This is a genomic window from Archangium primigenium (assembly GCF_016904885.1).
GTDB classification, from domain to species: Bacteria; Myxococcota; Myxococcia; order Myxococcales; family Myxococcaceae; genus Cystobacter; species Cystobacter primigenius.
In genome coordinates, this window is the sequence record NZ_JADWYI010000001.1 from 1,832,441 (window position 1) to 1,858,438 (window position 25,998).

General features: G+C 72.1%; 16 protein-coding genes. 9 read left to right on the plus strand and 7 right to left on the minus strand.

Features of this window, described 5'->3' with window-relative positions; translation table 11 throughout:
• Positions 1 to 6: 6 nt before the first annotated feature.
• On the minus strand, positions 7 to 3,003 hold the full coding sequence (locus tag I3V78_RS07880) for a SusC/RagA family TonB-linked outer membrane protein (protein ID WP_204485698.1): 2,997 nt from the start codon (positions 3,001 to 3,003) through the stop codon (positions 7 to 9).
• Positions 3,004 to 3,292: 289 nt separating this feature from the next.
• Here I3V78_RS07880 and I3V78_RS07885 point away from each other — a divergent pair, with 289 nt between their 5' ends.
• From I3V78_RS07885 to I3V78_RS07905, 5 genes are read left to right on the plus strand one after another with little or no spacing between them, the layout of a single operon-like run.
• Complete coding sequence (locus I3V78_RS07885; protein WP_204485699.1) at positions 3,293 to 4,600, plus strand: hypothetical protein; 1,308 nt, start codon at positions 3,293 to 3,295, stop codon at positions 4,598 to 4,600.
• A gap of 19 nt (positions 4,601 to 4,619) precedes the next feature.
• On the plus strand, positions 4,620 to 5,615 hold the full coding sequence (locus I3V78_RS07890) for an AAA family ATPase (protein WP_204485700.1): 996 nt from the start codon (positions 4,620 to 4,622) through the stop codon (positions 5,613 to 5,615).
• Positions 5,608 to 7,356 (plus strand): hypothetical protein, encoded by a 1,749-nt coding sequence (locus tag I3V78_RS07895; RefSeq protein ID WP_204485701.1) that lies wholly within the window; start codon positions 5,608 to 5,610, stop codon positions 7,354 to 7,356. The genes I3V78_RS07890 and I3V78_RS07895 overlap by 8 nt, the downstream gene beginning before the upstream one ends.
• Positions 7,353 to 8,333, plus strand: coding sequence for an ABC transporter ATP-binding protein (locus I3V78_RS07900; protein WP_204485702.1), 981 nt, complete (start codon positions 7,353 to 7,355; stop codon positions 8,331 to 8,333). The genes I3V78_RS07895 and I3V78_RS07900 overlap by 4 nt, the downstream gene beginning before the upstream one ends.
• Positions 8,330 to 9,226, plus strand: coding sequence for a hypothetical protein (locus tag I3V78_RS07905; protein ID WP_204485703.1), 897 nt, complete (start codon positions 8,330 to 8,332; stop codon positions 9,224 to 9,226). The genes I3V78_RS07900 and I3V78_RS07905 overlap by 4 nt, the downstream gene beginning before the upstream one ends.
• 6 nt (positions 9,227 to 9,232) lie before the next feature.
• Here I3V78_RS07905 and I3V78_RS07910 read toward each other — a convergent pair whose 3' ends face one another.
• The 5 genes from I3V78_RS07910 to ileS form a co-directional block, all read right to left on the minus strand.
• A complete protein-coding gene (locus I3V78_RS07910; protein ID WP_338023491.1) occupies positions 9,233 to 10,123 on the minus strand; it encodes a type VI immunity family protein in 891 nt (296 codons plus the stop codon).
• A complete protein-coding gene (locus I3V78_RS07915; protein WP_204485705.1) occupies positions 10,105 to 10,893 on the minus strand; it encodes a hypothetical protein in 789 nt (262 codons plus the stop codon). The genes I3V78_RS07910 and I3V78_RS07915 overlap by 19 nt, the downstream gene beginning before the upstream one ends.
• Positions 10,890 to 12,275 (minus strand): DNA/RNA non-specific endonuclease, encoded by a 1,386-nt coding sequence (locus tag I3V78_RS07920; RefSeq protein ID WP_204485706.1) that lies wholly within the window; start codon positions 12,273 to 12,275, stop codon positions 10,890 to 10,892. Before I3V78_RS07920 ends, I3V78_RS07915 begins: the two co-directional genes overlap by 4 nt.
• Before the next feature lie 84 nt (positions 12,276 to 12,359).
• Complete coding sequence (locus I3V78_RS07925) at positions 12,360 to 12,884, minus strand: gamma-glutamylcyclotransferase (RefSeq protein ID WP_204485707.1); 525 nt, start codon at positions 12,882 to 12,884, stop codon at positions 12,360 to 12,362.
• Positions 12,885 to 12,949: 65 nt separating this feature from the next.
• The gene (ileS, locus tag I3V78_RS07930) at positions 12,950 to 16,684 is read right to left on the minus strand and encodes an isoleucine--tRNA ligase (RefSeq protein ID WP_204485708.1); all 3,735 of its coding nucleotides are present in this window, start codon (positions 16,682 to 16,684) and stop codon (positions 12,950 to 12,952) included.
• 89 nt (positions 16,685 to 16,773) lie between these two features.
• Here ileS and I3V78_RS07935 point away from each other — a divergent pair, with 89 nt between their 5' ends.
• The 3 genes from I3V78_RS07935 to I3V78_RS07945 are packed head-to-tail and all read left to right on the plus strand — an operon-like array spanning position 16,774 to position 20,872.
• Entirely contained in the window at positions 16,774 to 18,267 is a 1,494-nt protein-coding gene (locus tag I3V78_RS07935; protein WP_204485709.1) for an ABC transporter permease, read from the plus strand.
• Positions 18,264 to 19,130, plus strand: coding sequence for a DUF58 domain-containing protein (locus I3V78_RS07940; RefSeq protein WP_204485710.1), 867 nt, complete (start codon positions 18,264 to 18,266; stop codon positions 19,128 to 19,130). Before I3V78_RS07935 ends, I3V78_RS07940 begins: the two co-directional genes overlap by 4 nt.
• Positions 19,127 to 20,872: a vWA domain-containing protein gene (locus I3V78_RS07945; protein ID WP_204485711.1), complete on the plus strand. Its 1,746-nt coding sequence runs from the start codon at positions 19,127 to 19,129 to the stop codon at positions 20,870 to 20,872. The genes I3V78_RS07940 and I3V78_RS07945 overlap by 4 nt, the downstream gene beginning before the upstream one ends.
• Positions 20,873 to 20,894: 22 nt before the next feature.
• Here I3V78_RS07945 and I3V78_RS07950 read toward each other — a convergent pair whose 3' ends face one another.
• Entirely contained in the window at positions 20,895 to 23,114 is a 2,220-nt protein-coding gene (locus tag I3V78_RS07950) for a patatin-like phospholipase family protein (protein WP_204485712.1), read from the minus strand.
• Between the two features lie 163 nt (positions 23,115 to 23,277).
• Between I3V78_RS07950 and I3V78_RS07955 the strand changes: the two genes are divergently transcribed.
• Positions 23,278 to 25,941, plus strand: a complete 2,664-nt coding sequence (locus I3V78_RS07955) for a VWA domain-containing protein (protein ID WP_204485713.1) — start codon at positions 23,278 to 23,280, stop codon at positions 25,939 to 25,941.
• The last annotated feature ends 57 nt before the right edge of the window (positions 25,942 to 25,998 follow it).

Genomic DNA, 25,998 nt, shown 5'->3' on the forward strand with positions numbered 1-25,998 from the left:
GGCGCTCTAGAAACCCACATCGAGGGACGTCCAGAAACTGCGGCTGGGCGGGAAGGGGGCCACGTCGATGTTGCGAGCGATGGCCTGGTTGCCGAAGTTGCTCACCTCGGGATCCAACCCCGAGTAATTGGTGAACATGAGGAGGTTGCGGCCGCTCAAGCTCAGCCGACCGGTCTTCACGCCGGGAATGCGCGTGACGAAAGTGTCCGGCAGGTTGTAGGTGACCGTCAACTCACGCAGCTTCACGAAGGTGGCGCGCTCCAGATACGCGGAGGCGTAGTTCTGCCAGAGCGCCTGGCGCGCGATGCCCCCCGTCGTGTAGTCCGGGGAGTTGCGCGACGCATCGTAGAGGAAGCGCGTGATGTTGAGCACGTCGCTGCCCTGCTGCCAGTCCACCAGGAAGGAGAGCGCGACGGGGCCGCTCTTGAACGTGTTGGAGAAGCCCATGCGGAAGGTGGGCTCGGTGTCGCCAATCTTGCGCACCTCGCAGCAGGTGCCGTCCGCCCGGAGGCCGTCGTTGCCGACGATCTGCGTGGCGCTCGCGCCCTCCTCGATGCGGAAGGTGCCCAGGCTGGTGCCGAAGCCGCCCGTGTTGAAGGCGGGCACGGGCAGGCTGATGATGCGGCTGCGGTTGAGCGTGAAGGTGGTGTTGCTCGTCCACTCCAGGACACTGTTGCGCACGGGGGTGAGCTGGAGCATGGCCTCGATGCCCCGGTTGCGCATGGTGCCGCCGTTGAACAGCTCCACCGTGTAGCCCGTGGAGGGCGCGAGCGCGCGCTGCAGGAGCAGGTCGCTGATGTTGCGCTGGTAGAGCGACAGCTCGAACACGGCGTCACCGTTGAACAGCACCGTGTCCAGGCCGACCTCGAACTCGCGCTGACGCTCGGGGCGGATGTTGGCGTTGCCCACGATGCCCGTGGTGATGAGACCGCCCTGGCCCTCGATGTTGTTGCTCGGCGACAGGCCGATGAACTTGAAGCCGTAGAGCGGCTGGTTGCCCGTCTCGCCGTAGGCGCCGCGCACCTTGAACTCGTTGACCACCGGGTGGAACGAGGGGATGCGGTAGGCGGTGGCCACCTTCGGGTAGAAGAAGAAGGCGTTGGGGTTGCCGTTGTTGCTGCTCTGCTCGGCGCGCACCGCGCCCACCAGGGTGAGGCGCTCGTCGAGCATCAGCGCCTCCTCCTGCAGGTAGATGCCGCTGTCCTTGACGAGCTGGCGGTTCTGCACCACGCCCACCTGGGTGCCCGAGCTCACGTTGGGCTGGCCCGCGGTGAGGCCCCGGCTGTTGATGTAGATGGTGTCCAGGCCGCGCTGCTCGTACTGGTAGCCCGCCGAGGTGTTGGCGGTGAGCCCCCCGCCCGGCGCCTTGTAGTTGTGCACCAGGTTGAAGCCGGCGTTGAGGTTGAGCACCTGGCTGGTGCCGAACAGCGACACGCCCGGGCGCTCCTGGCCCTGCTGGAAGTTGAGCTGGGGCGGGAACAGCAGGGTGTTCTCCTGCTGGAAGCGGTCCACGCCCAGGTTGCCGAGCACGCGGAAGCTCTGCGTGTCCGTCTTGTAGGCGTTCCACACCGCGTCGGCCGAGCCGAGCAGGCGCCACACGTTCTCCGCGTTGGCCACCAGCGACGCGGTCTGCAGCGGGTTGGAGCCGTTGCCGAAGGCGGGGTTGAACGGATAGATGCCGTTGGCCCCCGGACGCAGGTCCACGAAGCTCGGCGTGCCCGGCAACACCATGTAGTAGGAGATGTTGGCGTTGTCGTTGTTGGTGACGCCGCGATCGCTCGTGGAGTGCACCAGGTTCGTCGTCGCGTTCAGCTCGATGTCCGGGCCGAGCTTCTGGCCCAGGTTCAGGCGGAAGGACTGCTTCTGGTAGCCCGTGTTGGCGATGATGCCCTTGTCATCGCGCACCTGGGCGGAGGCGAAGTAGCGCGTGTCGCCCGAGGCGCCGCTCACGCTGGCGAGCGTCTCGTAGGACAGGTCGCGCCGGCCCGCGAGCTGCCGCTCGTGGTCGTAGTAGCCCGGCACGTAGTAGTTGGCCGCCTCGGGGCCGAAGGCGGACACGGCCTCGTCGAGCGAGCCGATGCGCCGCGCCCCCAGCGTGTTCATCAGCGAGTACACGCCCAGGCGCTGGGTCACGTCCAGCTTGGGCGCCGCGCCCGCGCGACCGCGCTTGGTCGTGATGATGACCACGCCGTTGCTCGCCTTGGAGCCGTAGATGGCCGCCGCGGACGCGCCCTTGAGGATCTCGATGCTCTCGATGTCGTTGGGGTTCAGGTCCGCGATGCGGTTGACCTGGTTGTCCTGCGTGGGGCTCGGGTTGGAGCCGCCCACCGAGTCGGTCACCTGGTAGATGCCCGAGGCGATCGCCGCGTCGCTGATGATGACGCCGTCCACGACGTAGAGCGGCGTGGACGAGCCGTTGATGGTGGACGTGCCGCGCAGCCGCAGCTGGATGCCGCCACCGGGCGCGCCCGAGTTGCTCTGGATGTTGGCGCCGGCCACCTTGCCCTGCAGCGCCTGGTCCACCGTGGCCGCGGGGGCCCGGTTGAGCTCCTCCGTGTTCACGCTCGCCACCGAGTTGGCCAGGTTCTTGCGGGCCACCTCGCTCGCGCGGCCCACGACCACCATCTCCTCGACGAAGCTCGCATCCAGGGACACCGTCACGCTGTCCCGGTTGGCGCCCACCGTGACCTCACGCTCCTTGTGGTCCTGGCTGGAGAACAGCAGCGTCACCGGGCCCTTGGGCACCTCGAGCGAGAACGTGCCGTCCAGCTCGGACTCGGTGCCGGTGGTGGTGCCCTTGATGATGATGCGCGTGAAGGGCTGGCCGTCCTGGGTGAGCGCGTCCAGTACCTTGCCGGTGATGCGGCGCGTGTTGGCCGGAGCGGAGCTGGCAGGCGGTGCCGGCGGGGGAGTGGCGGGAGAAGCCGGCGGGGTTTGAGCCTGGGCTTCCACGGAGAGGAGTGCGACAGCGCACCCCGACATCAACGCCTGTTTCAGCGTCATTCGCTCTGTACCTTCGTCTAGGAATGAACAACCACGGATGGCACAGCCCCCCTCTGACGGGCTGCGTTAAACGCCTCATCGTGTCGGCTTCGGGCCCTTATCGTCAATCCTTCTTCTTCCGAACAGATACGAAAATCCTTCCCCCGAGGTCGCCGCGCGGGAAGCCGTCTGGGATTGGCGGGCCCGAGGAGGGAAGACCTTTCGGGTCAAACGATGGGGCGTACACCGGGGGTGGGGGGGGGCGGCGCGGCTTGTGGGATGGAGCGGCCTGCCGGAGACTGGACCGTCCATGCCCGCCAGTGATGAACGCCGTCTCCAGGCCCTCGTCCTCGCGCCTGTCCGGCGTGTCCGGCGCCGCCTCAACGCCGTCCGGTTCGCCGAGGCCAGCGTCGCGCCTCTCTGGGCCGCCGCCACGGGAAGCGTGCTGCTGCGGCTGCTCTTGCCGGAGCCGGCGCCCTGGGCCCTGGTGCTGCCCTGGCTTCCCGCCGGGGGCTGGGCCTTCCTGCGCGCGCGCGCCCGGCGCGTGTCCCTCACCCAGGCGGCGGTGCTGGCGGATCGCTCGGCGGGCGCGGGCGGCCTGCTGCTCACCCGGCTGGAGCGGCCCGTGGGCGAGTGGGAGCTGTCCGCCAACCAGTATGCCCGCGCGGTGACGCCGCCCACCGTCTCCTGGGCGCGTCCGGCGGGGGCCTGGGCCGCCGCGCTCGCCTTCCTCGTGCTGGGTCTGTCCTTGCCCCGACCCGCGCCCCGGACGGGCCCCCGCAACGCCGCCGCCGCGGCCCGGGTGGCCGCCGTCCAGGCCCAGGCGGAGACGCTCGCGCGGGAGGAGCCCACGGGAACGCCCGTCGACGAGGAGCTGCGTCGGCTGGCCCAGGAGGTCGCCGAGGAGCGCTTCGATGCCGCCGATTGGGAGGCCACGGATCGTCTGGAGCGGCGCCTGGAGGAGCGGGCCGCCACGGCCGCCGCCGCGCTCGCCGCGGCCTCCGCCGCCGCGCGGGACCTGGAGGCGTCCCTGGATGCCGCCGCGAGCGCCGAGGAGGCGGCCCGGGGGCGCGAGGCCCTGGAGACCGCGCTGATGGCCCTGGGCCCGTCGCCCCAAGAAGCCTCCAAGGGGGAGGCCTCCGCCCCGTCTCCGGACGGCACGGGCACGCCCCGCTCGCGCGCGGAGCTGGCCCAGCTGCGCGAGACGCTCGAGCGCCGCCAGCAGGAACTGGCCCAGCGCTTCGGTCAAGGCGCGGGGCGGCCGACGGCGTCGGAACGAGAAGGCCAGGGGCAGGGGCAGGGACACGCGAGCCGCGAGAGGACGCGCGCGGGCGCGGGCGCGGGCCGGGGAGGCGAGAGCCAGCCCCTGGTCTTCGGGGAGAAGGCGGAGATGGATCCCGATCGGCTCGCCTTCAAGGCCCTGCCGCGCGGACAGGGCGGCGAGGGGCAGGAGCTGTGGGGCCTGCGGGCCGCGGAGCCGGAGCCGCGAGAGGCGGGGGCGGCGCGTGGCGGGACGGGCGCGAGCGCCCGGGGCGGGGCGGAAGCGGGCCATGGCACCGGGCCGCTGTTGCCGCGCAACCGCGAGCTGGTGAAGCGCTATTTTGGGGAGCAGCCCTAGGGCAGAAGGGGAGGTGGCCGTGTCGGAACTGTTGAGCCCCGCCGAGGCACGTGACGCGGCGGAGCGCATCGTGTCGCTCCAGAAGGGGTTGAACCAAGTCCTGCTGGATCAGCCGCGGGTCGTGGAGCAGGTGGTGGTGGCGGTGCTCGCGCGGGGCCATGTGCTGCTCGAGGGCCTGCCGGGCCTGGGCAAGACGGAGCTGTGCAAGGCGCTCGCGCGGCTGCTCGGGCTGCCCTTCCGCCGCATCCAGTTCACGCCGGACCTGCTGCCCGGCGACATCACCGGTACCTACGTCCTGGAGGGCGAGGGCCGCCGCGACTTCACCTTCCGCGAGGGGCCGCTCTTCGCCCACGTGGTGCTGGCGGATGAGATCAACCGCTCGAGTCCCAAGACGCAGGCGGCGCTGCTGGAGGCCATGCAGGAGCGGGGCGTGACGGTGCTCGGCCAGACGCGGCCCCTGCCGGACCCCTTCTTCGTGCTCGCCACGCAGAACCCCATCGAGCTGGAGGGCACCTACCCCCTGCCCGAGGCCCAGCTCGACCGGTTCCTCTTCCGCGTCCAGGTGCCGCCCGTGGGCGCGCGCACGCTCACCACCCTGCTCACCACGCGCGTGCGGGGCACGCCCCCGGCGCTGCCGCCCGTGACGGACGCGGCCCGACTCGGGGAGCTGTTCGCCGCGGTGGACCGCGTGCACCTGCCCGTGCCGGTGGCGGACTTCATCGGCCGCCTGGTGGAGGCGAGCGATCCGAACAGTCCGGGCGCGCCCGAGCCCGTGCGCCGCTTCGTGCGCTTTGGCGCCAGTCCCCGCGCCGCCCTGGCCCTGGCCGCCTCTGGCCGCGCGCTCGCGCTCACGCGGGGCAAGCCCAACGTGGGCTTCGACGAGGTCGTGGCGTGCGCGCCCGCGGTGCTCAACCACCGGCTGGTGCTCGCCTACGAGGCCTCGCTGGAGAAGGTGGGCGCCCAGGACGTGGTGCGCGCCCTGCTCGAGGCCATTCCCGAGGTGCCCCGTGCGTGAGGTGCTGGGGGCCGCGTTGCTCGTCGCGTGGCTGCTCGGCGCGGCGAGCGCGCGCGCGTCGTTGCCCGGCGAGCCGGAGGAGCCGCCCCCCAACAGCTACCATGAGATCCGCGGTGAGTCGGAGAGCGAGGTGGTCGAGGGCCTTCGGGTCTCCGTGGTGGGCAGTGCGCTCGGACCGCACTGGGGCTATGTCCCGCTGGACGTGCGGCTGCAGAACCTGGAGGGGACGCCCCGGCGGGTCCAGATCACGCTGAGCGAGTCGGATGGCTCCGCGACGCTCGTCACGCGGACCGTCGAGGTGGCCCCCCGCCAGTCGCTGGTGGTCTGGCTGCCGGTGCCCTCGAGTGCTCGGGGCGGCGTGGTGCGCCTCCATTCGCCGGAGCCCTTCTCGCGGGCCTTCTCCGTCTACACGGTCAACCGCGCGGACGCCGTGCTCGTCGTGGGCACGCGCGAGGTGTTCGAGAAGGGCACGGGGTTGGTGTCCGTGGAGCGCGGCAATCTGCCGGTGCGCTTCCTCGCGGCGGAGAGCGCGCCGCGCGAGCTCGCCTCCTACGCGGGGTATTCGCAGGTCGTCGTCGCGGGGCCACCCGCGGACCTGCACGCGGACGTCTGGAGCACCTTGGAGGCCTATGCCGCCACCGGCGGCCAGCTCGTCCTGCTCCAGTCCCCTCGGGATCTGGCACAGCGCCTGCCCCTGCTCGCGGGCGACGCTCCGGCCGAGTCGGTGCTCCAGCCCTATGTCCTGGGGTGGGTGCGGAGGTGCTCGGAGGGACTGGCCTGTGGCGGCGAGCTCTTGTCCGTGGCCGAGGCCAGCAAGACGAGCACCGAGGAGGTGGGCCCCCTCCACCCCAAGCTCGTCAGCCGTGGCTCGCGACGCTACTCCCACTGGAACTCCGAGCACCTCGCCGAACCGCTGCTGCCGGGAGTCCATGCGCCCGTGGGCCGCTTCCTGCTGCTCATCACGCTCTTCGTGCTGGTGGTGGGCCCCGGCGGGTTGATGCTCGCCCGGCGCAAGGGGCCCGTGGCCGTGCTCATCGCGGTGCCGGGCGTGTCGCTCCTCACCTGTCTGGCCATCGTGCTCTGGTCCCTGGTCGTCGAGGGCTTGTCGCTCTCCGCCGCGCGCTACAGCGTCACCTGGCTGGACAGGCCCCGGGATCGCGCGCTGACGGCGGGCGTCGGCGGCTATTACGCCAACCTGACGCCGGCCCCGTTCTCACTGCCCGCCTCGAGCGTGCTGTTGACCGTGGACGACGGCTCGCGCACCCACCTGGAATCCGACTGGACCCAGGGCCAGCGGGTGCTCGGCGGCTTCCTTCCCGCGCGCGCCTACCGGGAGTGGGGCGAGCTGGGGGTGCGGCCCTCGCGTGCCCGGCTCACCTTCCGCTCCGGACCCGAGGGCACGCGGGTGCTCAACGCGCTCGGCGCGCCCATCGTGGCCGGGTACGTGCGGGACGGGGACGTGGTGTGGTCGCTGCCCGAGCTCGCGGAGGGCGCGGAGGGGACGGCGTCGCGGGTGGCCGTGGGTGACACGCTCAAGGGCCCGCTGTCCACGCTGGGCTTCTCCGAGCGCGTCTCCAAGCGCTTCTCCACCCACGTGCGGGACATGCTGCTCGCGCCCCTGGGTCCGGGGGAGTTCGTGGTGAAGACCGGTGGGCCGGGCGCGGACATGGCCACGGCGACGCTGGACATGAAACTGCATGAGGGCCTGCACCTGGTGCGCGGCCAGGTGGATGGACCATGACGAGCCTGCTGGAGGTGAAGGGACTGCGGCGCGACTTCGGGGCCCTGCGCGCCGTGGACGACGTGTCCTTCGAGCTGGAGGCGGGCTCCATCCTGGGGTTCATCGGGCCCAATGGCGCGGGCAAGAGCACCACCATGCGCATCCTCGCCACGCTCGACACGCCCACCGCGGGTGAGGTGTTCCTGCAGGGCCACTCGCTCGTGGACACGCCGGACCGCGTCCGCCCGCTCATCGGCTACATGCCGGACCGCTACGGCACCTACGACGACGTGACGGTGCTCGACTTCCTCGACTTCTTCGCGCGCGCCTATGGCTTGAAGGGCGAGGAGCGGCGGCGGCGCCTGACGTCGGTGATGGACTTCACGGGGCTCGGGCCCCTGGCGGACAAGGCCACGAGCGCGCTCTCCAAGGGCATGAAGCAGCGCGTGGCGCTCGGGCGCACGCTCCTGCATGACCCCCAGTTGCTCATCCTCGACGAGCCGGCGGACGGCCTGGACCCGCGCGCCCGCATCGAGCTGCGGGAGCTTTTGCGCGCGCTCGCGGATCAGGGCAAGGCGGTGCTCATCTCCAGCCACATCCTCACGGAGCTGGCGGAGATCTGCGACAGCTGCGCCATCATCGAGCAGGGACGGCTGCTGGCCACGGGCCGGGTGGCGGACCTGCTCGCGCAGGCGGCGGGCACGGCGGTGGCGGAGCTGGTGGTGCGCCTGTTTCCCGGCGCCGAGGGCGAGGCCGTCTGGGCGCGTGCCGAGCGGCTGCTCTTGGAGCAGCCCCTGGTGAAGGGCGTCTCCCGCGAGGGCGAGGGCCTGCGCGTGCGCCTGGAGCGGGAGGGCTCGGAGTCGGCCTGGGTGGATGAGGCGGCGGCCCGCCTGCTGACGGTGCTCGTGGGCGCGGGCGTGCCCGTGTGCGCCTTCGGGCATCGGGAGCGCAACCTGGAGGATGCCTTCCTGCACGTGACGAAGGGGCGGGTGGGGTGAGCGGACGGAGGTGGGTGGGCGTCGGGCTGGGCCTGGTGCTGGTGGGAGTCATCGCGGGGCTCGTGGAGTGGGGCGGGGGAGCGCGTTCGGCCTCGGGGTGGCGGCGCCTGCCGATGCTCCCCGCCGACGCGCGTCAGGCCCTGCCGACCTTCCTGCGCCCGTGCGAGTCCTCCGCCGACTGCGACGCGCTCCTGGTGTGCCAGTACGCCTCCGCGTTTCGCGCCCGTATCTGCGTGGGCAGCGATTGCACCACGGACTCGGACTGCCCGCCCTCGACCGTCTGCCGGTGGATTCCCTCGGAGGATCCGGGCGCGCGCGTGGCGGTGAGCGCCTGCGCGTTCTCGGGGGTCCTGCCGGAAGGCGCGCCGTGCGTGCGCCTGGGCGAGCGGGAGGACGAGGGGTGCGAGCCGCACCTGGTGTGCGCGGACTGGTGTGGCCGACGGTGTGGCTCGTGGCTGACCGGGGCGTGCCCGGAGGGCACCTTCTGCGCGCTGGAGGGCCCGGATGGCCCCGTGTGTCTGCCCACCTGCGAGGGCCGCGCCTGCCCCAAGGGCCAGGACTGTGTCCGGAGGGACGGAGGCGTCTCCGTGTGTGCCCGGGTGCATGGGAGCAATTGCCAGCGCGAGCCCTGTGCGCCAGGGCGCGTCTGCCGGGTGGACACGCGCCCGTTCCGTCCGGGCGAGGCGTGGATGGCCTGCGCCACGCCATGCGAGGGCGAGGGGTCCGCCGCGCGGGGTTGTGATGGGCTGGGTGCCTGTCTGGACGGCCGGTGCTGGGAGTACTGCTCGCCCATGGAGCGCGAGCCCTGTCTGGAGGACTTCGTCTGCGTGCCGATGGGCGGAGAGTCCGGGGCGTGTGTGCTCGCGCCCGGTCGCCCGGATGCCGGGAAGTAGGGGGCCTCAGTCGAGGAAGCGACGCTCCCAGCGGCGCATGTCCTCGGGGGGCAGGGGCGGCCGCGTCTCCTGGTAGAGGTGGGGCTCCAGCACGCGCGCGAGTTGACGGTAGGCGGGCATGTCGCCGTCCACCTCGGGCCAATCCCCCAGCTCCACCAGGACCTTGTCCGGCGCGAACTGCTGCACGGAGAGGCCGGGCAGCCGCTCCGCCAAGCCCGTCACGCCGCCCAACTCGTTCAGCAGGGGCGGGCCGTAGAAGTTGAGCCAGTAGGCGCCCTTGGGGCGGGTGCCCAGACGCCGCGTCACCTCGCTGTCGAAGATGTCCAGGCCGGGGTAGCGGAAGCACAGGTCGTGAATCAACGGGCGGACCATCTGCATGTCCATGAGACCGTTGAAGGCGGGGCTCACGTAGCCAGTGTTGAAGGGCAGCTCCCGGGCGAGCGCGAGCGCGAGTTCCTTCACCCGTGCCGGGCCCTGCTGCTCCAGGTAGTCGGTGGGGAGCCAGAAGGCCACGCCGCTGACGGCCTCCGGCTCGTGCGCGTACGGGGGCTGGTCGAGCATTCGTCCCCGGTATTCGACTCGGTAGCCTCCCAGTTGGTCGTCATGCTCCCAGAGTTCGAGCAGACACCCGTCCGCGTTCAACAGCCGCTCCTTGATGTCTGACCGTGCCCAGTTGTCGATGGGGACGATTCCTTCGGTGCCCGTGTAGTACGCCAGCTTTTCCTGACCTGTGTGTCGTTGATACAGGTCCCAAGCTCGATGAACGACATGCCCTATCTTTCGATGAGGGGCTTTCATGAAGAAGGCGATGAGAATCCCATCGCTCAAGATGTGAAGGCCGCCGGGTGAGCGTCCTTCAAATCGGGGAAGCGGGTGGTTCATCGGATGAGTTCCCATGGGGAAATGCGAGAGGCGGAGCCAAAAGCCTCCTGGTAGACCATCCCCTGGGTCCTATCCTCATGGGGATGGCCGGGTGGGTAGACGGTCCAGACTGGAGCTGTCATGCGAAGACAAGGGAATTTGAAGTCGTAGACCGCTTGAGGTTTCAAAGGATCCCCTATGTGGATGACGACATCGGGCGCTAGGGTTCCCTTCAAATCAAGGCCTTGATTTTGTCTCAACGAAGCAACGCGCTCTTGATCGCTCACGAGTTCGATTCGTTGTGTCTCGCGGTCGTACCGGTAGCGCTGTTCTAGACTGAAGCGTCCCGGAAACGTTTCTCCCAGTCGTTCTTCAACGCATGCTCGCGCCGCCCGATGCTTCTCCTGCCCGATTTGAGTGGCTCGGGTGATGTCGTTCCCACGAGAGTCCTTCCCCAAGACCTCGCGGCATTGCGACCGAGTCGGCTCGCCGCCGAAGTGCTTCTGGTTCACGGCCTCGTGGGCCTCAAGGGCGCATTCCTTCAAGATCTTCTCCACCGCGTCCCGAGTCGTGACGGGCAGGACGGCCTCGTCGGAGGCGAGGGTCGCGGCCGCGATCAAGGTGCCCGTGGTCATCGACGTGCCGGACAGGCCTGGCTCGGCGCCACAGGACTGGGGTCGCGCGGCGTGCTGCTTCACACAGCAGGAGTACGTGCTGTCGGCCGGGGTGCAGAGCGCCTCCTCGGCCAGACAGCCCGCGAGCAGGGCCAGCCCGCCCACGAGCCCGAGCAGGCGCCGCGCGCTCACCACGCGTCGTTGTCGCGCGGGCCTCCCTGCGGCCAGACGAGCGAGGCGGCCTCGTACAGGCTGGCATCGCGGAAGCGCACGCGCGCCGAGGTGTCCTTCTCCAGCGTCGCCTGCACGTCCGGGGGCAGCTGGGCGTACAGGTCCTGGCCGAGCAGCTCCTCGATGCGGTCCACCGACGTGCGCGAGGCCTCGAGGAAGGGCGTGATGTCCGACTTCTTCGTCGGCGCGTTCGGGATGTTCGGCACCACGTACGCGAACATGCTCAGGTTGCCGTTGGGCAGCTCCAGGAGCACCGTCTTGAACTGGTGCGTGGGCACGTCGATGCGGCGCGCGTTGGCGCCCGTGGTGCTCCGCGCCTCGGGCGGCAGCGGCTTGCCCTGGGCGTCCAGGTAGAGGTTGCCGGTGAGGATGGACGCCTTGCCCCCCGTGGACTCCACCAGGTCGTTGATGGCCGCCTCGAGCGTGCGCCACGTCTGGCGGTTCATGTCCGGGTGCTGCGGCGCCACGTTGCTCAACAGGTGGCTCTCGTCCATCGCCTCCTGGGTGGGCGAGTCGTCCGCCGGCTTCATGTGGCCCCGGTCATAGCCCGTGTTCGTGTAGTCCGAGTCCACCACCGCGTCCCGGCCCAGCTCCGGATCCGGCTGGAAGCGGCTCTCGCTCCGGTTCACCGCGGCGGGGGTCTCCTGGATGTCCGCCGCGGACAGCAGGTAGCTCACGAAGGTGGGCACGTTCGTCCCATCGCCCATCGTCGTGCGCATGTACTCCTTCACCATCGACAGGCCGCCGCCCTCGCCCAGGGGACGCAAGGGGTCCGCCTCGCCCGCGCTCTCGGCGATGCGGCTCGCGAACACCGCCTCGCGCTGATCCGGCATCCACGCGGTGCCGTCCACCCGGCCGTCCTTCACGTCCGTCAGGAAGGCGTTGAGCTCGGTGCGGCTCACCTGCCCGTCCCCATTGCCCGCGAGCGTGTCCGCGCGGTGCGCCACCGTGTTCTGCCAGGCGCTGTCGAAGCCATCCACCGCCACCGCCTGGCGTCCCCCGCCGAGCCGCTCGTCCAGCGCCGCCCGCTGGCCCTGGAGCGCCGCCGAGGTGAGGAAGCGCGCGTCGTCCGGCTCGGCCAGGTAGCGCTCCACCTCCGCCGCCGAGACGCCGCCATTGCCCCGGCGCTCGCCCGGGGACGTGGCCGCGCCGTCCGCCGCGCGCAGCAGGTCCGCCTGCCAGCTGCCCTCCGCCCAGCCGAACTTCCGTTGCAGCTCGGCGATGGGCACCTCCTTCTCGGCGGCCCGCGCCCAGCTCCCACCCGGAGCGGGCACGGTATTGCCCACCTTCACCGACACCTCACGGGGCGGAACGAAGGACGTGCGGGGGGGGCGCAGCTGCATCCGGGAGGCCTTCCGTGGGCTTCATCCCGCGCGGAATGAAGGGTGGGGGGTCACGGAATTGTCGTCCCCGGCCCGGGGAAGTTGCTAGCGCGGACGCTCGGTCTGGGCGCGCTGCACGGTCTGGACGAGCTGGGCCTCGGCCTGGAGGCGCGTCACGTAGGGGGGCGGCAGCCGGGCGTAGGCGGCGGCCCGGGCCAGGGCGCCGAGGAAGTCCTGACTGACCGGGCCCCGGTCGGGCGAGGCCGGGGCGGGGGGGGTGAAGGCCTGGGCGGTGACGAGGGCGCCGGACGCGGTGCGCACGTGCACGGGGTGCGCGTGGGTGGCCTGGGCCAGTTGTTCCTCCAGGGCCCGCACCTGGGGCCAGAAGGGCGGGGGCACGGCCCGGAGGCGTCCGGCGAGCCGCTGACCGGGCGCGGCCACCAGCCGGGCCACCCGGCCGTCCCAGTCCGGCGCCCTCACGTCGTAGACGAGCTCCACGTCCAGGGCCTCGGCCAGCTCGCCCTCGGGCACGGCGGGCAGGAGCACCCCCTGGAGCCGCTCGCGCACGAGGCCGGGCGCGAGGGACAGCGAGAAGCAGAACCAGGAATGGGAGGAGGCGGGGCCGGACATGCGGCGCGCAGTGTGCGCACGTCGGGCCCCGCGTTTCCACTGTGCCGCCGGACGCTACGCGGCGCTCACGCGCGCTCCACGCGCACGCGCGCGGGCAGGCCGTTGAGGCTCACCTCTTCCTCGGTGGTGAAACCCTCGGGGCCCACATGAAGCGCGGCCGTGAGCGTCTCGCGGGAGATGAGCTCGCGCGCCTCCTCGGTCACCTTGCGCACGCGGGCATCGCCGTCCACCCACAGGCGGATGCGGTCCGTGTAGCCGAGCGCCAGGTCCTTGCGCGCCGCCTGCACGCGCGCGAGCAGCTCGCGCACCAGGCCCTCGTCCACGAGCGCCTCGGTCAGCTCGGTGTGGAGCACCACCACGCCCACGCCCGAGCCCGCCGCCGCGTAGCCCGCGTTGGCCTCCACGAGCACCTCCAGCTCCTCGGCGGGGAACACCATGGCCTCGCCATTCACGGTGAGGGCCACCTTGCCCTCGCGCGCGAGCTCGCCCTGCAGCAGCCGGCTGTCCGCGGCGTCGAAGGCCTTGCGCACCGGGGCGAGCTTGGGCCCCAGGCGGCTGCCCATGGCGCGCAGGTTGGGGCGGACCTTGTAGCGCACCACGTCCGCCTCCTGGCCCGCCTCGAGGAAGCGCACCGCGTGCACGTTGAGCTCGTCGGCGAGCAGGTGCTCGTAGCCGGCCACGCGCTCCTGCAACTCGCGCCGCGCGAGCACCACGTCCACGCGCGCGAGCGGCTGGCGCACCTTGAGCCGGTTGTCCGTGCGGACCTTGAGGCCGAGCGACACGAGCTCGCGCACCGCGCCCATCTCCGTGGACAGGGCCTCGTCGATGAGGGACGTGTCCGGCTCGGGGAAGCGGCCCAGGTGGACGCTCTCCGGCTGGCTCGTGGGCCAGGGCTGGCGCACGAGGTTGCCCCACATCTCCTCGGCGAAGAACGGGGTGAAGGGCGCGCTCAGGGCCGTGAGCGTGGTGAGCACCTCGTACAGGGTGAAGTACGCGTCGCGCTTGTCCGCCTCCAGGCCCGGGGCCCAGAAGCGCTCGCGGCTGCGGCGCAGGTACCAGTTGGACAGCGCGTCCACGAGCGCCACCAGCCGCTGGGCGGCGTCGTACACGTGGTAGGCGTCCAGGGCGCGCGTCACGTCGCGCAGGGCGAGCTGCACCTCGGAGAGGATCCACCGGTCCAGCACCGGGCGCTCGGCGGGTGGGCGCCAGCCGGTGCTCTTCTGGATGGCGCGCCAGGGCGCCTCGGTGGCCTCCGGGTTGCCCTGGGCCGGGGAGAAGCCGTCGATGTTCGCGTAGATGGTGAAGAAGGAATAGACGTTGCGCAGCTTGATCTGGAAGTCCTTCTGCAACAGGCGCACGTTGCTCAGCGAGTGGCGCGTGTTGGACCAGGTGGGGCTGGCCGCGAAGAAGAACCAGCGGAACGCGTCCGCGCCCGGCGCCTTGCTCGCCGGATCCTTGAGCACCACGCGCTCGGCGGCGGCCAGGCGGGGCACCTCCACCGGCATCACGTCCGCGCCCCGCGCCGAGGGCTTCACCCCCAGGGCCGCCAAATCCTGGGCGGCGAGCAGCACCACGCGGCGCTTGAGCTTCTTGTGCGCCTTCACCGTGAGGGTGAGCGCGTTGCCCGGCGCGTCCGGGCGGAACACCTGGAGCTTCACGCCCTCCTGCAGGTCCAGGCCCTCCAGGTCCTCGCGGGCGATGAGCGCCTCGCCGGCCACGCCCGGCACGCCCGCCCGGGCGTCGTCGAGCACGGCGAAGTCCATGCGCACCTCGTCGAGGATGATCTCCGGCGGGGTGTAGTTGCCCTTGGACTTGGACTCCTTCTTGCCCTCCTTGTCGGACACGTGGCCGAGCACGATGCAGTTCTTGTAGGGCAGCGGGAAGTCGCGCGCCGGGGTGATGCCCTGGCGCTGCTGCGTCTCCTCGTCGAACACGAGCGTGCTGATCATGAGCAGCGAGTAGAACCAGCCGCGCGTCTGATCGATCGCCTCGGAGATGAAGTCCGCGGGGAAGGCGCGGGTGAACTTCTCGTGCGAGCCCGGGGCGTGGGGGTAGCCCCACTGCGCGAAGGGCATGCAGCCCGAGTCGAACCACACGTCCACCACCTCGGGCACGCGCACGAAGCGGCCCGGGGTGCCGGGCTTCTCGTAGGTGACCTTGTCGATCCACGGCTTGTGGACGATGAGGTGCTCGGCGCCCGCGGAGTCCGGCTTGCTCGCGAGGAACGCCTTGAGCTCGGCCTCCACCGCGGCGAGCGTGTTGCCCGGCTGCGCGCGCAGGGACTCGAGCGAGGCGTGGGCCTCCACCTCACCCGTCTCGGAGTGGACCCACAGGGGGAGCGGCGTGCCCCAGTAGCGCTCGCGCGAGAGCGCCCAGTCCACGTTGTTGGCCAGGAAGTCGCCGAAGCGGCCCTCCTTGATGTGCTCGGGCACCCAGTTGACCTGGCGGTTGTTCGCGATGGCCTTGTCCTTCACGGACGTGGTGCGGATGTACCAGGCGGGCCGGGCGAACTGGATGAGCGGGTCGTCATCCGCGCGCCAGCAGAACGGGTAGTCGTGGCGGTACTGCTCGATGAGCAGGAGCCGGCCGCGCTCCTTGAGCTCGCGCTGGATGTCCTTGTCCGCGTCCTTCACGAAGCGGCCGGTGAGCGCGGGGAAGTCCTCGCCGAAGGTGCCGTCCGGACGGATGGCGCAGAACATCTCCACGGCGGCGGGGTCGGCGAAGCGCGCGCGCTCGCGGCGGAAGGCCTCGTAGTCGTCCTCGCCGAAGGAGGGGGCGATGTGCACGATGCCCGTGCCGCTCGTGAGGGTGACGAAGTCCGCGCCGATGACGCGCCAGGCGGGCGTGTCCGTGCCGCCCTGGGCGAGCGGCAGCCGGGTGTCGCCCACGCGCCGGGCATAGACGTCATAGGGCGGCTGGTAGCGCCGGCCCACCAGCTCGCTGCCCTTGTGCGTGGCGAGCACCGGCAGGTCCTTCTTGAGCTTCTTGGCCAGCTCCTCGCGCAGGGCGGCGGCGAGGATGAGCTTGCGCTCGCCCGCGTCCACGGTGACGTAGTCCACGCCGGGGTTCACCGCGGCGAACATGTTGGAGGGCAGCGTCCAGGGCGTGGTGGTCCAGATGACCAGGGCCGTGTCGGGGGCGTCCACCAGGGGCAGGGCCACGTAGGCGCTGGGGTCGTCCACGGTGCGGTAGCCCATGCCGACCTCGCCGGAGCTCAGCGCGGTGCCGCCCTGGGGCCACCACCAGACGATCTTGTGGCCCCGGTAGAGCAGGCCCTTGCGGTACAGCTCGGCGAGCGCCCACCAGACGCTCTCCACGTAGCCCCGGTGGTAGGTGACGTAGGCGTCCGGCAGGTCCACCCAGAAGCCGATGCGCTCGGTGAGCCGCTCCCACTCGGAGGTGTAGCGGAAGACGGACTCGATGCAGCGCTCGGTGAAGGGCTCCACGCCGTAGCGCTCGATCTCCGCCTTGCCGTGGATGCGCAGCTCCTTCTCCACCTCCACCTCCACGGGCAGGCCGTGGGTGTCCCAGCCCGCCTTGCGCGGGACGCGGTAGCCCTGGAGGCTCTTGTAGCGGGGAAAGAGGTCCTTGATGACGCGCGTGAGCACGTGCCCGTTGTGGGGCAGGCCGTTGGCGGTGGGCGGGCCCTCGTAGAAGACGAAGCTCGGGGCGTCGTCCCGGCCCTGGAGTGTGCGCTCGAAGATGCGGCGCTCCTTCCAGAAGGAGAGGACGCGGCGCTCGTCCGCGGGGAAGTCCAGTTCAGCGGGAACGGCGGTGAACAGGGGGGCAGGAGGAGACATGGGGGCCTGTCGTAGCACCGGTGGGGCTTCCTGGGCACCCTCTCGTCCACTCCGCCTATACTGGCCCCGCCGCGCGGGAGGGGTCCGGGATGTCCAAGACGATTGGGGTGGGGCTCGTGAGCGAGACCGTGCTCTCCCGGTGGGGGGACCGGCTCAACCCCCTGGTGGTCAAGGAGGTGCGCCAGGGCCTGCGCTCGCGGGCCTTCTGGGCCTTCTTCGGGCTGATGCTGCTGGCGTGCTTCGGCATCGCCCTGATGGCCTTCATCTCCACCCTGGACGAGGGCGGCGGGCTCAAGCCCCTGGGCCAGGGCGTCTTCTTCGCCTTCTTCCTGTGCCTGGCCGTGGTGCACTTCGTCGTCATCCCCTACACCGCCTACCGCTCCCTGGCGCGCGAGCGCGAGGACGACACCTGGGTGCTGCTCGTGCTCACGGGCCTGGGTCCCCGGCGCATCCTGCGCGGCAAGGTGGCCTCCTTCCTGATTCAGGCCGGGCTGTACGCCTCCGCCATCGGGCCCTTCCTGCTGTTCAGCTACTACCTCAACGGCATCGAGCTGCCCGCCATCCTCCTGGTGCTCGCGTTGGGCGCCAGCTGGCTCGTCTTCCTCACCGTGGTGGCGGTGTGCGCGGCGACGTTCGGGGACAACCGCATCGGCCGCGCGCTGGTGCACTTCGCCCTGCTGGGGGGCCTGGGGCTGGCGTGCGTGTATGGCCTGACCGCGGCCTACGTCCTGAGCGACGAGGGCCTGCGCGCCTTCTCGCGCGAGCGCGCCCTGGTGCGCTTCACCCTCGGCTTCCTGTGGATGATGCTCACCGGCGGGTGGCTGCTCTTCGAGACGGCCGCCGCGCGGCTGTCCCTGCCCACGGAGAACTACACGCGCGGGCCCCGGCTGGCGTTGTGTGTCCAGACGGTGCTCTCGGCCCTGCTGGTCCTGGGATTGTGGCTGGAGGCGCTGCCCCGCTCCGGGGCGGAGGACGTGGGGGTCCTGGGGTGCCTGTATCTGACCGTGTGCGGCCTCGTGCTGGCCACGGATGCCGATGGCCAGGCGCGGGCCCTGCGCGCGGCGACCCGCCCCTGGTCCCTGTTGCGGCCTGGCGCGCTGCGCGGACTGCGGCTCGCCGTGGTGCTGCTGCTGGGGTGGGGGGCGTTCAGTGCCCTGCTCTACCAGCTCACCCCCGTGGGGTCGAGCTGGCACAAGACCTCCCTGGCGGGGGTGCTCGCGCCTCCCGTGTACGGGCTGCTCTACCTGTCCCTGCCGCTGTGGCTTGTCCGGCTGATGCGCGTGAGCCCGTCCGCGTCGCCCCTGGTGGTGCGGGTGCTGTTCGTGCTGCTCGTGGGGCTCGCGGGCATCCTGCCACCCCTGTTCGCCCTCGTCGTGAGCGGGAGCGCCAGCGACACGCTCATCAACCTGCTCAACCCCTTCCTCGGGCTGGCCAACTTCGTGGAGGGGGACTACCACCGGATGGGCGCGGGGACGGATTGGACGCTGTGGACGTTCATGGCCCTGCTCACCGGGCTCTCCGTCTTCCTCGCGGACCGCGCCCTCGCGGCGCGTGAGCGCGAGGTGCACGCTTCCGCCCCATGAGCGCTCCGCCCGACTTCGACGAGGCCGAGGTGGGCCGCCTGGCGCCGGGGCTCGCCCTGGCCCTGCCGCGCACCCCGCACCGGGGCCGGGTGGGCGAGGTGCGCGCGGCCTCGGCCGGGGCCTCGCTGGAGCTGCATGACTTCCGCGTCTACCAGCCGGGCGACGACTTGCGGCAGATGGACTGGGGCGCCGTGGCGCGCACGGGCGAGCTCATCCTCCGGGTGCGCCAGGACGAGGTGTCACCCCGGCTGGAGGTGGTGCTGGATGGCTCGCGCAGCATGGCGCTGTCGCCGCGCAAGGCGGGGTGCGCGCGGGAATTGGCCCTGCTGACCACCGAGGTGGGCGAGCGCGGGGGCCTGGGCCCCACGCTGCTGGTGGGAAGCGCCCGGCCCGAGCGGGTGCAGGGCCCGGTGTGTCGGGCGGCGCTGCGCGCGGTGGCCTTCGACGCGGGGGACGACTTGAACGCGGCGCTCAACCGGCTGCCGCCCCTGCGCCCGTGTGGCCTGCGGGTGGTGGTGAGCGACTTCCTCGTGGAGGCGCCCTTGCCGGCGCTCGTGGCGCGGCTGGCGCGCGGGGCGGCGGCGCTCTTCCTGGTGCAGGTGCTGGACGCGGAGGACCTGGCGCCCACGGGCGGGGAGGGCGCGCGGCTGGTGGACGCGGAGAGCGGCGCGGCCTTGGAGGAGCTGCTCACCGAGGACGTGCTGGCCGCCTACGCGCGGCGCTTCGCCGAGCACCAGAAGGCCCTGGGCGCGGCGGCGGCGCGGGCCCGGGCGGTGCACCTGGTGGCCCCGGCGCCCCAGTCCCTGCGCGCCCTGGCGCTGGGCGCGCTGCGGCCCCTCTTCCTCCCGGCGGGCGGCGCATGAGCTTCGGCTTTCCGTGGGGCCTCCTGGCCCTGGGCGCGCTCGTGCCCCTGGTGGCGGCGTACTTCCTCAAGCGCAAGCAGAAGCCCGTGGTGGTGAGCGCGCTGTTCCTCTGGCGCACGCCCCGGCCCCGCGCCGAGGCCGGCCCGCGCTTCGAGCGCTTCACCCGCGAGGCGTCGCTCTTGCTGGAGGCGCTGGCCGTGGTGGCCGCGGCGCTCTTCCTCGCGGACGTGCGCCTGGGCGGCGAGGGGCGCGCGCGGCACGTGGTGCTGGTGGTGGACGGGAGCCTGTCCCTGTCCGCGCGGGGAGCGGACGGCCGCACGGTGCTGGAGAAGGTGCGCGGCGAGGCGGCGCGGCGGGTGGAGGAGGAAGCGGCCACGCGCGTGACGGTGGTGGTGAGCGGGACGGTGCCGCGCGTGCTGGCGGGCCCCGAGGCCCCGCCCTCCCAGGCCCTGGCGGCGCTGGAGTCCTTCCGGGCGTTGGGGGCGGACCATGACGTGGCGCCCACGCTGCGCTGGGCCCGCGAGCTGGCGGGGCCAGGCGAGGCGGTGCACCTGCTCACCGACGCGCCGCCGCCCGCGGACGTGCCCCTGCCCGAGGCGGTGCGGTGGACGGCCCTGGGCGAGCCGCGGGACAACGTGGCGCTGGTGTCCGCGTGGCGCCGGGACGAGGGCTCCACCGCCACGGTGACGCTGCGCGTGGCGCGCTTCGGGGCCGGGCCCGAGGAGACCGAGGTGCGGGTGGTGGCGCGGCCGGGCCCAGGCGCGAGGGAGGGCACCGAGCGGCGCGAGCGGGTGCGGCTGCCCGACGAGGGCGCCGTCACGCTGCGCTTCACCTTCGAGGACGCGGGCGACGTGGAGGTGTCCCTGCCGCCCGACGCGCTGCCCGAGGACGGGCTCGTCCACCTGCCCCCCGCGCCCGAGCGGCCCGTGCGGGTGGCGCTCGTCGAGGGCCTGGCCGCGCCAGCGCGCACGGCCCTGGAGCGCTTCCTCGCGGTGGCGCCGGGGGTGGACCTGACGCCGGGCCCGGACACCCAGGAAGGCGCCCTGGAGATGGGCCCCCGGGACTCGGACGCGCGGCTGACGGTGGGGGCGACGGGCGCGGTGCGCACGTACGTGGGCCCCTTCTTCGCGGAGAAGAACCACCCCCTGCTGGACGACGTGCACCTGGGCGGCGTGCGCTGGGCGGCCGGGGCCGAGGCGCCTCCGGGCCGGGCGCTCATGACAGCGGGCGAGGGCGTGCTGGTGTCGGAGGAGGAGGGCCGGGTGCACCTCAACCTGGACCTGACGCGCTCCAACGTGCAGCGCACGCCCGCGTGGCCCGTGCTCCTGGGCAACGTCCTGCGCGAGGCGCGGCGGGCGCGCGAGGGCTTCGTCCAGCGGCAGTACCCGCTCGGCGAGTCCCTCGCCGTGGTGACCCGCGCGGGCGCGCGCTACACGCTCGCGGGCCCCGGAGGCGCCCGGCCGCTCTTCGGCGTGGGGGCCTTGAGCCTGCCGCCCCCCGAGGCGCCCGGCCGCTACGTGCTCGAGCGGGACGGCACGGGCGTGGACGCGGTGCAGGTGCTGCCCCTGGATCCCCGGGAGTCGGACCTGCGCACGCGCGGCGCGGGGGACGTGGCGGCCCGGGGCGTGACGCCCGCGCGCGGGGCGGGCGCCTCCGAGGGCCGGGCCTCCTGGCCCCTGTGGGTGCTGCTCGCGGCGCTGCTGGCGGACTTCCACCTCACGCGGCGCCGGGAGGTGCCCTGAGTCCCTCCTCGGCGCCCGGGGCTCACTTCCCCACGACGGTCCGCCCCAACCAGTAGGCGATGCCGTTGAAGTCGTTGAGGCCCAGGGAGATGCCGTGGAGCTGGGGCCCCGGGTGGTAGGTGTAGCCCACCCGGAAGGACTCGAAGAGCGTGAGTCCCGCCTGCAGGGAGGGATCGACCCACAGCGTCGTGGAGTCGGCGCGCACCCGGTCGACGAGCTCCCGCCCCCAGAGCCCTCCACCCACCGCGACATCCGCGCTCATGCCCACCGAGGACGCGAGCATGAGCTTCGCGCCGAGGCCCGCGCCCACCCGGGAGCCATGGGAAACGCCCAACCAGGCCGCCTCCACGGGAAAGGTCAGGCGCCAGCGGGAGCTCAAGGGCACGGTGGGCCTCCATTGCGCCCGGAAGCCGAACTCCCCGCTGGGGAAGAACTCGAACCCCAGGTAGTACGGCAACAGGTGTCCCACGGTCGCCGCGGGGGTGGCGAAGCCGTCCCTTCCATCCGGAATCGTGGAGGGATCCCACTCGAACTCGAGTTGAGGCGCCATGGAGCGGGCCACGAGGTTCGCGAACGCGAGGGGACGAATGACCCCCGCGGTGCCATTGGCGCGCTCGATCGTCAGCGCGCGCGTGAGCGCTCGGTTGCTGTACTCGGCGAAGAACCCGTGCGGATGGGCGATGACGGGGGCGTCCCACTCCACGCCCTTGTCCGAGCCCGTTGTCCGCAGGGCGTCGAGGAGCTCCGCGAAGGAGCCGTACTCCCGCGTGGTGAGCACATCGAGCATGACCTCGACTTCCGGGGCGGTGAGATCTCCCTGCGGACCGATGCCACTGGGATCGGGCGTCACCTTCCTGCGGCCCGATTCGGCGGGGTAGAGCCAGGTCAGCAGCCGATCGACGACGTAGGCGGAGATGGGCGAGCGCGAAGCGAGCTGCAACTGCTGTTTCATCGCGAGCACCTCGCCGACAACGCATTGCTCGAGGGGGGCGGTCACCGTTTCGCAGGACCATTCCGCGGCGGACATCAGCCCATCGAAGAGCCCCAGATAGAAGTCCATCTCGCGGAAGCGCTGCTCGGTGAAGGCCCCGAAGGCGAAGTAATACTCACCAAAGACGTTGGTCGTCCGGTCGGTCAAGCGGAGCTCCGCGTTGCGCAGGCCGTACCGCTCGAGGGTCTGCAGCTCGTACTTCCGCGCGGAGGACACGGCGCCATCCAGGAACGCGGTCACCGAGGCGATTCCCGCGAGCGGGACATTGCCGGGCGTGCTCGCGGGGGGAAAGCTCTGGCGGCGCTGGTCGGGGTCGATGTCGAAGATGAGGCCCTGGCGGGTGCCTGGCGCGGGCGCGGTCGTGGCGCCTTCGGTGAGCAGTTGGAGGGAAAGACCCACCGGGATGTTGTCGAAGACTCCTCCGTCGAGAAAGACGCCGGTATCGGAGGCATAGCCGCCGCCATTCTTGCTGGGCGCCCAATAGGACAGCCACAGGGAGCCAAAGGCGTAGGGGAAGGCGCTCGCCGCGAGGACGTAGTCGCGCAGCTGCGGGTCCAGGGGGAACTCGACCCCGGGCTCGCCTGGAATCAGGTGCAACCCCAGGTTCTTGATGTTCCACGCCTCGATCTCATCGACGGTGGGCGCCGAGAACTTGAGTTGCTGGCCCTTGGCCGCGGCGGCCTTGAACGGAACGACATAGCGCATCGCGGGAATGTCCAGATCCTTCTTGCCCGCGGGAATGACGAGGGTGCCCGGGTCTCTCTTGGAGAGGGTGATTCCCAGGCGCAGCGCGCAGTCCTGCTGGGCTTGCAGCGAGGAGATGGCCGCGAGGTGCGCGAGCGATTCCTGGAAGGCCGTGCGCGTGAAGAGCCCCTCGTTCTTGTCCGCGTAGCCCGATTCGAACTGGTTGCGAGGCATCAGCTTGTCCAGGCCGACGGGAATCCACGACTTCCAGAAGAGGCTCTGCTCTGGCGTCTGGAACTGGGGATCGACGCCACACCACGAGTAGGCCGTGAGGAGCGTGTTGATGTTGCCCGCCGACGCGCCCGTCACCGTCACGAGCTCTGCGTTGGCCTCTCTCAGCACGCGCACGAGCGCCCAATTGACGCCCGCTTCATACGAACCCAGACTCACCCCACCGCTGATGGTGAGCGCCACGGGCCTGTCCGCGTAGTTCGTCTTGTACTCCGCCAGGCCAGGTCTCGGGCTCAGGCTCGCCAGGGCGGCGAACACGGCGAGAGCACTTCGCACGAGCGCGATTCGTCTTGAACTCCACATGGATGGACCCTCTTGTCTGGAGTGGCACATCCTGGCACCGGCGGGGCCCCGGTGCTGTGATTCGAAACACACGCGCGGGCCGCGGCGTGTGTTTCCCCTGGGACTGGACTACATAGGGCTCCCAGGCGCTCCGCGAATGACTTTCACTCTGCCCCAGGTGTGGATCCTCCTCGTGCCCCTGGGCCTGCTCGTGTGGAAGACGGGCCGGCGGCCCGGTCCCCCCCTGGTGCTGCGCGGGCTGTTGCTCGTGCTGGTGCTCGGCGCGCTGTCCGGCCCCTCGTGGACGCTGCGCGACGCGGGCGGCGACGTGGTGGTGGTGGTGGATCGCTCGCGCTCCATGCCCGGGGACGCGGGCCGCGAGGCCACGGAGACGGTGGCCCTGTTGGAGGCCCAGCGGCGCGCGGGAGACCGCGTGGGCGTCATCGCCTTCGGGCGCGAGGCGCGGGTGGAGCAGCCCTTGAGCGAGGCGGGCCACTTCGGGGGCTTTACCCGCCCGGTGGACGCGGAGGCCTCGGACCTGTCGGCGGCGCTGGACGCGGCGGGGGCGCTCATTCCCCCGGGCCGCACGGGGCGGGTGGTGGTGCTCTCGGACGGACGGGCCACCGGCGCGGATGCGCGCGGCGCGGCGCGGCGGCTCGCGGCCCGGGGGCTCGCGGTGGACTTCCGCCAGCTCGCCCGCGAGGACGTGCCCCTGGACCTGGCCGTGCTCTCCCTGGACACGCCCACGTCCGTCACCGCGCGCGAGCCCTTCCAGATGACGGGCGTGGTGCGCGCGACGGCGCCCGTCACGGGCAGGGTGCGCCTGGAGCGCAACGGCCGCGTGCTCCTCCAGGGCCCCTTCGACTTCCAGGCCGGCCCCAACCTGCTGCCCCTGCGGGACGTGGTGGACACGCCGGGCCTCGTCTCCTACCGGCTGACGGTCGAGGCGCCGGGGGATGGCGTGGTGGAGAACGACGTGGGCCAGGCGATCGTCCGGGTGGAGGGCCCGCCCCGGGTGCTGCTGCTCACCGACAGCCCCGAGGGCACGCTCGCCCGGGCCCTGCGCGCGGCGGGCCTGACGCTGGAGGTGCGCGCGCCCTTCCGCCTCACCCTGGAGGCGCTCGAGGGCGTGGGCGCGCTGGTGCTGGAGAACGTGGACGCCAACCGCCTGGGCGAGCCGGGCCTGCGCGCGGTGGCCGCGTACGTGGAGGTGGCGGGCGGCGGCCTGGTGATGACGGGCGGCCGCGCGAGCTTCTCCGAGGGCGGCTACCGCCACTCGCCCGTGGAGCCGCTCCTGCCCGTGTCCCTGGAGATGCGCGAGGAGCAGCGCCGCATCGACGTGGCCCTGAGCGTGCTCATGGACTGCAGCTGCTCCATGGGCGTGCAGATTCCCGACGGGCGCACGAAGATGGAGCTGGCGGCCGAGGGCGTCGTGGGCGCGCTCACCCTGCTCAACCCCAAGGACGAGGCGTCCGTGGCCATGGTGGACACCGAGGTGCACCGGCTCTTCCCCATGAGCCCGGTGGAGCGGGGCCTGCCGCTCAACGAGGTGGCCCGGGGCTTCAGCGGCGGCGGCGGCATCTACGTGGGCACCGCCCTGCGCGAGGGCCGCGACCAGGTGCTCGGCAGCCAGAAGGCCACGCGCCACGTGCTGCTCTTCTCGGACGCGGCGGACTCGGAGCAGGCGGCGGACTACCGGGAGACGCTCGAGGCGCTGCGCCAACAGAAGGTGACCGTCTCCGTCATCGGCCTGGGCACGGAGAAGGATCCGGACGCGGCGCTGCTGCGGGAGATCGCCGAGCGGGGCGGGGGCCGCATGTACTTCGCCGAGGACGCCGCGAGCCTGCCCCGCATCTTCAGCCAGGAGACGCTCACCGTGGCGCGCGCCACCTTCGTGGACACGCCCACCTCGCTGGAGGCGGCGCCGGACCTGCCCCTGCTCGGCCCGCTGCCCGCGCTGGGGCTGCCCCAGGTGGGCGGCTACAACCTGGCCTACCTCCGGCCGCGCGCGAGCGTGGCCCTGCGCACGCTGGATGACCACGCGGCCCCGGTGCTGGCGCTGTGGCCGCGGGGGGCGGGGCGCGCGGTGGCCTTCCTGGCGGAGGTGGATGGCGAGTACACGGGTGAATTGCGCACGTGGACGGGCCTGCGCGGGACGCTCGAGGGCATGGTGCGCTGGGCCCTGGGCGGCGCGGGCGGCGGCGGGACGGCGGTGGCGCGCTCGGAGCGGCGGGGAGACCGGCTGCGCGTGTCGCTGGACTTCGCGCCGGGCGAGGCCCTGCCCGGGGCGCTGCCCTCGCTGGTGGTGCTGCCGGGAGACGGGCGGAGCGCGCCGGTGGAGGTGCCGCTGCGCTGGGAGGACGAGGAGCGCATGGTGGCCGAGTACACGCTGCCGGGCAGCGGCTCCTGGCACCCCGTGGTGAAGCTGGGCACCCGGGTGCTGCGCGCGCCCCCGGTGACGCTGCCCTACGCGCCCGAGTTCGAGCCGGGCTCGCGCCAGGAGGGCCTGGAGGTGCTGCGCGGGGTGGCGGCCGTGGGCGGGGGCGTGGAGCTCCTGTCGCTCACCGGGGTATTCGCGCGCACCCCCGGCTCCGAGGGGCGGGTGGCGCTCGCGCCGTGGCTGGTGGCGCTCGCCCTGGGCGCGCTCCTGGCCGAGGTCGCCGTGCGCCGCTTCCTCTCGGGCCCGAGGCCCCTGCGGCGCGCCCCGGCCGCCTCCCCGGCCGCGGCGCCCCCGTCCCCCGAGCCGTCCCCGCAGGCCGCCGACGTGGGCGACGCCCTCGACGCGGCGCGGGCCCGGGCCCGGAAACGCCTGGGACGTTGATTTCTTCTCGGATTCTAGAAAAACGAGGAATCACCTCTTTCCGGGTGCTATGAGGGG